This window comes from Streptomyces sp. NPDC104309, assembly GCF_055584025.1.
Window position 1 is genome coordinate 1 of sequence record NZ_JBVJMV010000091.1, and the last position, 12,234, is coordinate 12,234.

At 65.9% G+C, this 12,234-nt stretch carries 9 protein-coding genes and 2 pseudogenes; 6 read left to right on the forward strand and 5 right to left on the reverse strand.

The features are described from left to right. The first annotated feature begins 305 nt into the window (after positions 1–305). The 5 genes from ACZ68L_RS45355 to ACZ68L_RS45375 all read left to right on the forward strand — a co-directional run bounded on the left by ACZ68L_RS45355 (position 306) and on the right by ACZ68L_RS45375 (position 4,226). Positions 306–602, forward strand: coding sequence for a hypothetical protein (locus ACZ68L_RS45355; protein ID WP_469590520.1), 297 nt, complete (start codon positions 306–308; stop codon positions 600–602). 54 nt (positions 603–656) lie between these two features. Then, a complete protein-coding gene (locus ACZ68L_RS45360; RefSeq protein WP_469590523.1) occupies positions 657–989 on the forward strand; it encodes a DUF6233 domain-containing protein in 333 nt (110 codons plus the stop codon). 903 nt (positions 990–1,892) lie between these two features. Continuing rightward, positions 1,893–2,456, forward strand: a complete 564-nt coding sequence (locus tag ACZ68L_RS45365; protein WP_469590526.1) for a DNA-binding protein — start codon at positions 1,893–1,895, stop codon at positions 2,454–2,456. Positions 2,457–2,786: 330 nt separating this feature from the next. Continuing rightward, positions 2,787–3,617, forward strand: coding sequence for a hypothetical protein (locus tag ACZ68L_RS45370; protein WP_469590528.1), 831 nt, complete (start codon positions 2,787–2,789; stop codon positions 3,615–3,617). A gap of 39 nt (positions 3,618–3,656) precedes the next feature. Beyond that, positions 3,657–4,226: a hypothetical protein gene (locus ACZ68L_RS45375; RefSeq protein ID WP_469590531.1), complete on the forward strand. Its 570-nt coding sequence runs from the start codon at positions 3,657–3,659 to the stop codon at positions 4,224–4,226. Positions 4,227–4,297: 71 nt separating this feature from the next. On the opposite strand, the gene ACZ68L_RS45380 is transcribed toward ACZ68L_RS45375, so the two are convergent. The 4 genes from ACZ68L_RS45380 to ACZ68L_RS45395 all read right to left on the reverse strand — a co-directional run bounded on the left by ACZ68L_RS45380 (position 4,298) and on the right by ACZ68L_RS45395 (position 11,552). Continuing rightward, the gene (locus ACZ68L_RS45380; RefSeq protein ID WP_469590534.1) at positions 4,298–4,774 is read right to left on the reverse strand and encodes a hypothetical protein; all 477 of its coding nucleotides are present in this window, start codon (positions 4,772–4,774) and stop codon (positions 4,298–4,300) included. A gap of 97 nt (positions 4,775–4,871) precedes the next feature. Next, positions 4,872–8,264 (reverse strand): hypothetical protein, encoded by a 3,393-nt coding sequence (locus tag ACZ68L_RS45385; protein WP_469590537.1) that lies wholly within the window; start codon positions 8,262–8,264, stop codon positions 4,872–4,874. A 44-nt stretch (positions 8,265–8,308) separates the two neighbouring features. After that, positions 8,309–10,594, reverse strand: coding sequence for a hypothetical protein (locus ACZ68L_RS45390; RefSeq protein WP_469590540.1), 2,286 nt, complete (start codon positions 10,592–10,594; stop codon positions 8,309–8,311). Positions 10,595–10,649: 55 nt separating this feature from the next. Continuing rightward, positions 10,650–11,552, reverse strand: a complete 903-nt coding sequence (locus tag ACZ68L_RS45395) for a hypothetical protein (protein ID WP_469590543.1) — start codon at positions 11,550–11,552, stop codon at positions 10,650–10,652. 274 nt (positions 11,553–11,826) lie between these two features. On the opposite strand from ACZ68L_RS45395, the pseudogene ACZ68L_RS45400 reads away from it, so the two are divergent. Then, a pseudogene (locus ACZ68L_RS45400) lies at positions 11,827–12,075 on the forward strand (DDE-type integrase/transposase/recombinase); the annotation flags it as partial. Here ACZ68L_RS45400 and ACZ68L_RS45405 read toward each other — a convergent pair. After that, a pseudogene (locus ACZ68L_RS45405) lies at positions 12,068–12,234 on the reverse strand (transposase); the annotation flags it as partial. The pseudogenes ACZ68L_RS45400 and ACZ68L_RS45405 overlap by 8 nt on opposite strands.

Here is a 12,234-nt window from a genome sequence, read left to right on the forward strand (position 1 = left end):
GTTCGTGTCTCCGATGCCTACACACCAGACTCACCCGCCCCAGCACCGCACAGGGCACGATCGCGACGTCTTCACCCAATTGGGCAACAGGGTCCGTCGATGTACTCGAAGAGCGCGAGGTTCGCTTCGGCCCTGGTGGCGAAGACGCGGCCGCGGGCGGCGAGGGCTGCTCCTGGACCTGCTGGCGCAAATCGGTCCCCCGATCCAGGTCACGCCCGCGACCGACGACCGGGACACGGCCCTGCTCTGGTACGAGGCCCTGGTCGAGCAGGGCATAGGGGTATCCGGGAGGGCGGCGCTCCTGGGTGAAGGTGAGGCATGCGGACACTCAGGACGCGGTGGTCGTCGGGTTCACGGGCCCTCGGGCGCGGCCCCGGAACCTGGCCCTGGTGCTCGCCGACGACGACCAGCCGCGCATGTCGGCCCGGCTCGATGCGCGCCTCTCGGTGCAGCTCGGTGCGCTGCTCGCCGACGCCGCCGCGGCCGCCCCGGCCGTGGCGCGGGGCGGGGAGCGGTACACCGGGCTCGACTCAAGTGTCGTGGTGGAGGTCGTCGCTGGGACGGGGCGGCACGGGACGCTCACGGTGACCCGGGTGCGGTAGCAAGCACGGCGGGCCGGAATCCGACAAGCAAGAATCGAACCTATTATCGAATACGTGATTGATTTGCCATCCGACCTGCCACGCCTCCGGACCCTCCGGACCTGGCACGCCATGTGTCTGCGCGAAGTGGATGCGGCGATCGCCGTGGCCGAGCAGCGGGCAGCAGAGGAGGAACAGGGCGAGGCGAGGCGCCCGCCCACTCCGGACTGGGTGGTGGAGCGAGGTATCGGCCAGGGCGCCCCGCCGGTCGAGGTTCATGTGGGCGGCTGCCACATGGCTCGAAACGCCTACCCAGTTACCCGGGACCAGGCACTACAGGCAGTCGTCGCAGGGATCCGGGCATGCGTCCACTGTCGACCGGACACCGCGCTCGGGGTCCTGGAATGAACACCTGTCAGGGCCGGCCCGATCCACCTTCGGCCCCACCCTGGGGTGTCGCCGAGGCGAGCCTAAGCCTCGAACCATAGGGGTACCGCCGTGACCCGGTATGCCGGACTGGGCAGTCGCATCGCGTGCCCAGGTGCGCGCTGGCGCCACCGAACGGCGGCACGTCCCCTCACGCCCGTCTGGCGCAGCAGCATGTGCGGGGCACCGCTGAGCCGCATAGCGTCAGACGGGCACTACGACAGGACAGTGCGGCCCAGGAGCCGGGTTTCGGATCTCGAAGCTCGGCTCTGCGCCTGCGCCGGTCTGGCGCGCCGGTAGCTGCAACGGCTGCCGAATGCCGGAGACGCCCGACCCGACGGCGCGGCCCGGCCAGTAAGGGAGGACGGCGGGACTCCGGGTCTGGGCTGCCCGTACCACTCCTCTGCGAGGCGTCATCCTGCCTCTCTTGGGTCTCCTGCATGAGAGGCCTGGCGGCATGACCCGTTGACGGTGGTCCGGATCCGGTGAGTCGCGGCTGTTCGCCGCGTTGACCTGCGGGTTCTAACGCGCCCTCCCGCGATTGGTCGTGAGGCGTGTTCGCCCGGCTCTTGAGGCAAGGGCCGGGCGGTGGCGGGAGCTGACCCGGTGGCCAGCTTCCACCCCGCGCCATGCGACTCCGGCTCCAGGTAGCAGCGGCCGATCTCCGTGTCGGCCTCAGCGCGTACCCGCGCGGCCAGCCGGTCCACGTCGACCTCGTGATCGCCGAGCACCGCGAACTCGAACCCGTCCGCACAGAGCACTGCTCCCGGGCCTCTGTGACTGTCTATGTGACGACGGCCAGGGAGTACGTCACAACCCACCTGGGGCCGCGCCGAGCACGCCTATGATCGATGCATGCCGTCGCCCCTTCCCACGTCCCTTGCTGTGTCCGACGCCATCACCCACTACCGCCAGCTGCGCGAGCTGACCATCGATGAGCTGGCCTACGTGCTCCTGATGCTCGATCACCCGATCCCGGCCGACGCCCTCGCGGAGATGGAGCGATGCGCGCGCCCCGTGACCGTCGATGATCTCGTCGCGATCGCCTATGTGCTCGACACGACCCCCGCGGTGCTGCTGTCACACATCCCCATCGACATGCCGGAACCCGAGGGGCCCCTTGCCACCGGGCTCCCAAGCGATGTCGACCAGACCGAGCTCCGTGCCTGGCTCGAAGGGAAGACCACTCTCGATCGCCAGTCGCGACTGAGCTGGTGGAAAGAGCGAGTCGCCCGCCTCCGGGTCCGGTCGGCACACCACGAGGAGCAGCTGCAAGGTGCGTACGCAGAGCTGCGCGAACTCGGCGACCTGGCAATCCAGGAAGAGGACGCCCCGCCCGTGCAGCGTCTTCAGTGGCGCATCCAGGACGGCGAGCATGCGCTCAACCAATCCGAAGTCGCGCTGGCACTGACTGAGAACCGACTCGACAACCTCCGAGAAGACGCTTGACAGCTGAGTCCGGGCTAGTTCTGGGCCAGTCAAAGTCGCCTATCCATAGGCGACTTTGACTGGCCTTCTGTTGTTTGGTGGTACATCCGGTACAGCAATCTGCAATACTGATAGTGCGTTTGTGAATGCGTTCGCATGTGCTGATGTACGAGAAGAAAGCCCGGAAGTCGAATCAGGTGGCCCTCAAGAGGGCCAGCTTCGGCTCCCAAACGTGGTCGGGATCTGGGATCTCGGGGATGCAGTGTGGAACTGTGGAGCCGAGACGCTGGTCCCTTGGAAGAGGACACCACCTGGACACGCAGGACTGAACGAGAGGCAGCGGGGGCAATCATGACTGAAAGTCAGCCACAGATACCCGATCAACCGACGCAGGCTATGCCGCCACGGCCGCAGGTTCCGCCCGTTGTCTCGGCCGAGCAGTGGTCCGCCGGGTTCCAACAGACGCATCGCCGCGAGCCGACGATGGCTGAGTACCAGGCGGCCGTCCAGGCCGGGTTGATTGCTCCCGAGCGCCGGCCTCGTGATCCGTCGATGCAGCAGATGGCCGATGGGGCCAAGCAGATCGCCAACGGCGCCCGGGACTTCTTCAACGCCAAGGTTGCGCCGGCGGTTGAGAACACGGGCGCCCGAGAGTTCTTCAGCGACCGCGTCGCCCCGGCTGCACAGAGCGCCGCACGTTCGATGCAGCAGAGCGCCTCGTGTCCGGAACTTACCAAGCTGATGGGGCTGGCTCCCGTCATCCTCGCCGCAGCGGCATTCCTCGCGATCATCTCGCTGTTCACGCCGGTCGCCTCGACCGCGGGCTTCTCAGCCAACTTCTTCAGCGCCCAGGCCGACGGCGAGGGTGGCTTCCTGCTCTGCGTCATGCTCGTGACCATCGCCGCGTCCAGCATGACGATACTGCTCAAGGCGAAGTGGTCCCGCATCACCGCCGGAGTCGTCGGCATCGTCGCTGGCCTCGTCAGCGTGGTCGACGGCTTCGGGAACCTGTTCTTCGTCGGCGGCACCGACGGCGTGTCCGTCGGGGCCGGCGTGGTGCTGCTGTCTCCGCTCTCGGTCGTGATGCTCGCTGCAGCCGTCCTCGTCCTGCTTCCAGCACGTCAGCCCTCTGCGATTCCGCCGATGCCGAGCATGCCGCCGGCCCAGCCTTCGCAGAACTGACCCCAACCGACTATTCGGAACGAACGAAGGAAGAACACCATGAACTCCACCAGGACCGCACGTGCGACGCGGACCAGGATCGCCGTGTCCGCCGCGGCCCTGGCCGCGGGCGCTCTCATGCTCACTGCCTGCAGCGGGAGCAGCGATGCTGCTTCCTCGCAGAGCCCCAGCAGCAGCCAGGCCTCCAGCTTCGACGGTGCCTACATCTCCATCACCGACGGCGCGCGCGGTGGCATTGCCGCCATCAAGGGCAGCAAGATCACGTACATCAACGTCACCGCCAGCGACCAGCAGTGCCAGCTGACCACGAAGGCCCTCGACGACATCAAGCACGGCTCGATCGTCAAGGATGGCCAGACCAACAAGGGTCAGTACCAGATTCTCTCGACCGGCACGATCAACGACGGCCGGAACAGCGTGCTCTGGGACGACGTCAACGGCTCTGACCAGACGGGTACTGAGCCGGGATCCGGCTCGATCTCGATGTCGGACAGCAGCATCACGCTCGGATACACCTTCGCGTACTCGATCGATCAGGTGCAGCTCATCCCTGCGGACAGCGATCAGGCCAAGGCCTTGATGGCCAAGGACTGCGGCCAGCACAGCTGAGTACCGCGTCGCTCAGGCAGCACAGAACCCCGTGGACATCGTGTCCACGGGGTTCTGTCTTTCCCTGACGCCTACTCCTGGAGCTGCTGCGCCCGGTACTCCTCGATCGTCTCCGGCGGTCGGCCGTACTTCGGCGCGTGCTGCTCAACGAAATCCAGCTCAGCCCACGCTGCCGACTGCCTGATCCTCGACCGGGCCACCACGACGAACACCACGGCACCGATGGCGATGTTGAGCAGACACCATCCGGCCAGCAGCGCCGCCAGCGCCACAGGCAGACCATCCGCGATCGCCATGGTGACCAGAGCCAAGCCCGCGCCGTTGATCAACAGACTGCCCACGTACCCCTCAAACGTGCCGGACAGGCGTGCCAGAGCCCGCGGCTCGTCGCGATGCCGCACGGCGCGCACCATCTCGCCGACGAACACCACGGTGGCTACGGTGGCCACGATGCTGAGAGCCAACTCGCGGAGCCCGGTGATCCACCATCGCCCCGAGCGCCACCATCCGCGCGGGAACTCGCTGCGAAGCCTCGATCCGAGCCTCATGCTCTTCTCCTCCTGCCGCGCAAAAGACGAAGCACCCGGTGAGGATGACCTTGGCGATCATCTTCACCGGGTGCGTCAACCCTCCACGCTCGCCCGATCAGTCCTGCGGCTTCTCGCGCCGGCCCCGGCGGGGACCACCGGCCGGCCGCTGCTGCGGCTCCGGAGTCTCCACGCTCTGCGGGGCCGGACCGACAACCCGGTTCGGACGGGGACGAGGACGCGGAGCCGGAGCCTGCCGCGGCGAAGGAGCCGGTGCGGAAGCCGACGGCCGCTGCGCCTGAGCCCGCGGGGCGGGCTGCTGCCTCGGCGGCGTCGGCGTCGACGCCTGGATCGAACCCGGCTGACGCGCTGCCTGCGTCCGAGCCGGAGTCCGCGCACCAGGCGCAGCCGGAGTCTGACCCGGAGCCGGAGCGGCCACGGGACGAGGAGCCGGAGCGCCAGCTCCCAGCTGCCTCGGGGCCGGAGTACCACCCTGAGCAGCGCGCGTCGGACGCGTGCTCGGCGCGGCCGGCTGCCCGGAAACAGGAGCCGGGACAGCACCGCCGCTGAAGCGCTGCGGTGTGGCCTGCTGGTTGCCGCCCTGCTGGCTCTGCGCGGCCTGGGCACCCGTGCCGAACTGCGTCGGGCCTGTCTGACCCGCAATCGCCTTGCGGCCTCCGCTGGTCGGAACAGAACCAGTGCTGCCTGCGCTGCTCTGGTTCTGAGCACCACCGCGGGAGCCCGACGGCTCCGTGGACGAGGCCAGAACCTCACCGGGGATGACCTTGTTGCCGTCGCCCGAGGTGTACCCGAGATTGGACAGGCCGCCCTGGTTGCTCAGGCCCTGCGCCGTCTGCTTGTCCGAGTGCGAGCTGCCCGCTCCGCCACTGCTCAGCTGCAGCGGGCCGCCCTTGTCGTCGGGACTGTCTCCCTGGCCACCCGCGCCCAGAGCGCCAGCAGGACCGCTGCCGCCCGGCAGAGCCTTGGCGTCGTCGCTGCCACCAGAGCCACCAGGGCCGCCGCCACCGGGACCACCGTCCAGCGCCGGACTGTTCGGATCGCCGGGGCCACCCTCGCCGCCGCCCTCCAGGGCCAGCGCCTGCTTGCCAGAAGTCAGCGCCGTGGCGTCGCCGTTCGTGCCGCCGGCGTTCGTCGACGCCGTCTTGTCGCCAGGCTTGCCCGTGCTCGGAGACGCCGGGCCATTGGTCTTGCTGTTGAACCCGTTGGCCATCTTGTTGCCCATAGCCATGCCCGCGCCGGCTCCTGCACCCGCGGCCAGAGCAGGCATCAGCCCACCCTTGTCCGGCTTCGGCGCGGTGTTCGTCTCCAGGAACTTGTCCACCAGCTTCGTGACCACCTCATCCATCGCCTGCAGCACCGTCTTGCGGACCCGCAGCAGAGCGAAGGTGATGCCGATGATCACCAGCGACGAGATGAGCGTCAGGATCACCACGATGATCCCGCCGAGCGCAGCGTTGCCCCACAGGCCGCCCGGGCTCATGAAGCTCGACACGGGACCGGCCATGATGTCCGGGACCGAGATCAGGAACTCCGAGACGAACTGGTAGATGAACAGCGTGACGATGACCTCCAGGATCAGCGCCATGGAGTAGACGATCACCTTGGCGATCGCGGCCATCGCGCCCAGCGTCGCGAACGGCACTGCTGCCACCAGACCGAAGGTCCGCTTGATCGCGCCGACGAGCATGCCGATGGCGTACCAGAAGCCGAGCAGGACGATAGAGCCGAGGACCGTGGCGGCATTGCTCCAGTACATGAACTTCGCCGGGCCGGTGCCCACCTGCGACACCGCCATGTGGTTCTCGCGGGTGAAGCCGCTGGTCGCGTTGTTCGACGAAAACATGGTCAACGAACTGGGGGAAAACCCGCTGTTGAGATAGTTGTACGCCGCCAGGGGAGACAGGTTGCACGAAGAAGGCGTCTTGCCCACCGTGAAGCCGCAGCCGCTCTTCGTCCCGGACGTCGTGAAGACCGTCGAGTCCTTAGCAGGGCTGGACGAGCGCAGGCCCGTGCCGTCGGTCGAGATCACCGGGTGATCGACGGGCTTGGGACCCTTCTCCTCACCGAACTGCTCCACGTCGCCGTAGCTGTTCTTGTCGACGAACCAGCTCTTCTTCACATCCGAGCTCTCGTCCAGCTGCGTGATCGAGCTCTTGATCCCGGACTCGAAATCGGAGGCCGCGATCTCGCTGCTGCCGATGTACTTGCTGATGATCCCGAAGGTCGAGAACACGGCCTTGAAGTCGTCCGACGCGCCGGTGCCGACAGAGACGGTGCCTTCCTTCCAGGCCGACTCAGCGTCGTTGGTCTTCGTGCCGATGCTGATGCCGTTGAACGTCGCACCGTGGGACTGCTTGTTGATCGCCAGTGCGCTCGTGCGCACCGACATCATCGCGTCCGAGTTGGCCTGGTCGCCGTTCCAGGAGACCAGGGCATGGTCCGGGATCCCGAGGCGGTCGTTCATCATCCACGCCTCGAAGTCGACGTAGGTGCTCAGCACGACGCGCGTCGGGCCGGCGTGCTCACCGAGAACCGAGTTGTCGAACTTGTCGAGCACGCTGGTGTACATCGAGCCGATGAGCGGCAGGCCGACACCGATGAAGACGATGCGCACGAGGAGCTTCTTGATCGCCGAGCCACGGTCCATCTTCCTGAACATGACCAGGCCGATGAGCAGGAAACCGATGAAGATCGGGACGAGTGCCTGCCACGAAATGTCGACGAGCAGGCCGTACCAGCCACTGATCCAGTGCTGCAAGCCCGAGAGCGCGCCGCCTCCGGTGTCACCCCCCGTCATCCCGTCGGCGAAGGTCGGGTTGACTGCCCTGACCGCCTGGTAGAACCACATGAAGGGGTTGATGAGCTTCAGGAACTGCAGGATGACGTAGAACAGCGTGCCGACCGCGAGGGCCAGAGCGTAGAGGACCCAGATGATGGAGCCTCCGATCGCGTCCACGATCTGGCCGCCGACGCCCGAGGACATCGTGTCCAGGCCCAGATCGTTGTTCGCGGCCCCGAAGTGCGCGTAGTCGAGCATGCCCGAGTACTTCGCGTTGCCCTTGTCGTCCTTGGCAGCCAGAGTCTCGTAGGTGACCGTCTGCGAGGACCCCGAGACCTCGGCGAAGAACCAGCCCACGATGTTGCCCAGGCTGAACTCCGGGTCGGCGTAGCCGAGCATGGAGCCACCCGAGGCAGGACTGCCCACGACCGGCTTCCAGTTCTCGTGCATGCCCTTGTCGCTGCCCGGCGAGTTCTTCTCGCTGAAGTACGAGCTCGCGTTCGAGGCCAGCTGGTAGAGGCTGTAGTTGTCGCGCTCCTTCTTGTCGTCCGCGGATGCCGGCGAAGAAGTCGCCATCATGAAGACCGGCACAAGCAGAGCCGCCAGGAGCACGAGGGCGAGCCCGCGCGCGAGCCTGCCCCGGCGGGTTCCGCGGCCGCCGTGGCCGGCCCAGGCACGCAGCCGCGCCACCGCCGTCATCGTCCCGTTCATCGTCTCTCCTCTGCTCCTCGCCCTCGTATCAGTACTGACTTCACTCATGCCTTGACCAGCTTCTTCGGCTTGGGCTTCCTCGCTGACCGCCGTGCGCCGTCCTCGGGCCGCCGCAGGCTCTTCTTGCCGTCGCTGTTCTGGTTCTCCTCGGAACCCGCCTCGCCGTCGTCGCCCTCGCTGTGCTTGCGGATGCTGGTGAGGTTCGCACCCGGTGCCGGCTTGTCGTGCATGATCGCGTCCATCCGCGCTGCCTCTTCGGCCCTGGCCGCCTCCAGGCGGACCTGCCTACGCTGGGCCTCGCGGTAGGGGTTGATCCCCAGTGCCAGGTCCAGATGGAAGACCACGTTGGAGACGCCCCGGCGCAGATACGTGAGATTCTCGTCCTTGGTCGTGATGAGCTGGGCGAGATCCGGCGGAATCCGCTGGTGCAGCTGCTTCTGGTACTCCGCCACGGTGCCGTCGCGCATCGGGCCGAAGAGCGTGTAGTCCGCGGCATCGAACCGGTTGAAGTCCGAATCGGCCAGCATCTTGTCGACGTCGTTGTAGCTGTAGACCACCCGGCCGCCACGCTCGTGCATGTGATCGAACTGGTCCTTGATGTACGTCTTTACCCGGCCGTCGATGTGCTCGGTACCGTGAATGATCACCGTGTCGCCGAGCCCCAGCTTGCCGACGGCGAAGCCCACGATGTTCACCAGCTGGGCCATGGCCACGCCCTTGCCGCGGCGCATGAGCCGCGAGAAGTCGTAGACCACGCGCCGGGAGTCCCGGACGCCGTCGACCGCGCTGACCGTGTGGTTGTTGAACAAGTCGCCGTTCGTGCTCAGCATGGCGTTGGCGATGCCCCTGAGCACGTTGTAGGCGCGCAGCTGGTCAGGGTCGCTCTTGTTGGAGTTCAGCAGCGCCTTGTGTGCCGTCGCCAGGTAGGAGACGAACATCTGCAGCCGGGGCACCTGGGTGTGCGGGATGTTCACCACGCGCAGACGGTGCCGGTTCTCCTTGGCGTTGCGCCGCCACATGCCCTGCTCGACGTAGAAGTCGGTCGCGGTGTCTTCGAGGGCGCTGCGGATGATCGAGCCGATCGCTCCGTCGCTGGTCTCGTAGAGCTGCTCGAACATGAGCTTGAGCTTCTCCATCTGGGCGGAGAAGACCGTCAGTTCGTCCTCCTCCTCGCCGAACATCTCGAACATGTTCACGTCGCCCTGGTTCAGATCCACGCGCGAGGTGAGCCGTTCAAATGCCGGACCGAGCTTGTCGAGGTTCGCCCCGTCGAGAATGAGATGGACGACCTGGCCGTTGTTCAGCAGCGCTGCCTGCGAGATCTTCGAGCACCACATGTTGGCCACCCGCTGACGGTCGAGGTATTCGCTGAGCGTGGCGTCGGCGACGATCGCGTGGTGGTCATAGCCGTTGACGTCCATGAGCACAGCGCTGTTGTTGACGTCGCCAACCATGTAGCCGCAATACTCGCCGTTCTTGTCGTTGAGACCGTTGGTCACCAGCGAGTACGAGCCGGCCAGCTCGGTCGAGGTGAAGTAGAAGCCCTTGCCCTTCTTCTTCTCGTTGTTCTTCCACAGGCCCGAGAGCTCCTGGCGCTGCTCGCCAGCGTAGGGTGCAGCCTTCAGCGTGCCGAAGCGGTCGATGTACAGGCGCGTGACCCGGTCGATCGAGTCGTCCAGGATCGCCAGGTTGGGGGCCTTGAGAAAGAGCCGGTTGTGCATCGAGAGGTAGCTCGCGCCGTCCTGGATCTCGCCGATGATGACACCGAGGTCACCGGAGATCTTCGCGGCCTTGCGCTTGGAGGAGGTCGTTCCCGTCTCCGCCTGTTCATCCCTATCGAGCCGTTCCAGCTTCTCCGACTGCTTGGTGTACGAGTCGATCCACTTCTCGTCCATTCGCTTGACCTGCTCCAGGACCACCGCCGTGACCCGCTCGTCCAGGCCGTCCGGGATCCGGTCGATGCCCCAGAAGGCTGCGAAGTTGTCGTGCGCGGCGTCGTCGTGGAAGAACGCCAGGACGCAGGCAACCGAGCCGTCGACCTCGAAGTAGTCGGAGCGGAACACGTACTTCTCCCGCGGCTTCAGCACAAGCAGGTGAGGGTAGGCGTCGAACGTGCCCTGGAGGTGCTTCACCTCCTGGCGGCGCTGCCACCAGTTCTTCTTCGGCTCGCTGGCCTCGTCGGCTGCGCCGGCGGACGGCGCAGCGTCCTGTACACCCTCAGCCTGAGCAGCGCTATTCGCGCGCGGATCATCGACCACAAGCTCCGCGGTCTCATGCGTCTGGCTAGACTTCTTTCCCGGGATGCCGAGCTGTGCTCGGACTTTCGTCATCAGCGCCATGGTGTCCTTCGTTCATTCGTCGTCGTGGTGGTCGCCCTGGCGCTGGTCATGGATTCAACGGCAGCCTGAGATTGACCAGTTCGTCGTCGATGCCCTGGTAGAAGACCCGCAGCATCGGCTGGGCCTCCTCGCGGTCGAGCATCGTGGCTTCCTTGATCATCAGAGTCGAGCCGCCGACCTCGGCCTGAAGGACCTGGTGGCCCTTGCGCAGCGCGTCGATGTTCTTGCCCTTGAGCAGCAGGTACTGGTGGATCGAGGTGAACTTCCCGCCCACGTGCTGCGTGAGGATGTCGAACTGCTCGTTCTGCAACTCGACCAGATCTGGATCGCGGACCTGCAGGGCCTGGTTGCGCCGCTCCAGGTTCGCCACCTGGTGGTAGATCCGCTGCGGCTCCTTCGTGGTGATGAAGTTGTGCTCGCAGGTCGTCTCGACCTTGCGCCAGAAGGAGTCGACCCGGTCAAGGATCCCGACTCGGTCCTCGTCGAAGAGCAGGTAGCTCGCGGAGCCAACGACCAGGTAGACCTGGCCCTTGCCGCCGTCGGAGAAGTGGATCAGCCCGTCCTCCTCGATGTCGTCGATGCCGACGATCGAATAGAAGGCCGTGGGGTTCGAGCTGCGGCGCGTGAAGACGTGACGAGCCTTCGGGGGCAGGTAGGCCAGCAAAGATGGCACGCGCATGAGGCGCAGCTCCTTCGTCTTCAGCAGCCCGCCGAAGTAGATGATCGCCGCCAGTCCCCAGATGACGAAGAAAGTGATGGCGACCGGGCCCGAGCCCGCGACGAACGTCGACGTACTGACCCACAGCAGGGCGAGGGCGCCGCCGCCGAAGAAGAGCAGCTGCTTGATCGGCGAAGGCTTGGCCGCCCAGCCGCCCTTGCTCAGCGTGATCTCGTGGTCGAGGAAGCTGCGGTTCAACGAACTCGGCACCTTGTATGTCATCTTCGCCATGAATCTCTCCCTGCACCCCACTGGTCACTGCCCGGTCTATTTGAAAAGCCCTCATACGCGAGGTGTGCAGATGGCATCCTATCGTAGATAGGCTATTCGAATCGAGGATGATAGGAGAATGAATGACGCCACCCGATGACTCGAACTTGCTATCCGAGTCATCGGGTGGAGTCTGAGTGGCTGACAGATCAGTCGCGCCGCAGAAACAGAGATGCTCAGCCCATCGCTACCGCCTCGAAGCGCGGGACGTCGTCGCCCAGGCACGCGGAACATCAGGTGGTGCGGCGACATCACTTACATAGCCGTCGGCTCGATGTGGCTCTACCTTGCCAGGGTGGTCGACATCTACTCACGAAGGGTGGTGGGTTGGTCGATCGCGGACCACATGCGCACCTCGCTGGTCACCGACGCGGTTGAGATGGCCGTGGCCGTCCGCGGCGGCCGTGTTCACCGCGTCGTCTTCCAGACCGACAGGGGCGCCCAGACCAGGTTCAATCAGTGGATGCAACACCGGCTTATGTGATCGATAGTAGATGGTCGTTGAGGGCTTCAGCGGGTGTCTTCCAACCGAGGCTCTTGCGAGGGCGTGTTGAGGGTGGCAGCGACTGCCTCGATATCCTCCGCCGCCCATCGGGAAAGGTCAGTGCCCTTCGGGAAGTACTGGCGCAACAGGCCGTTCGTG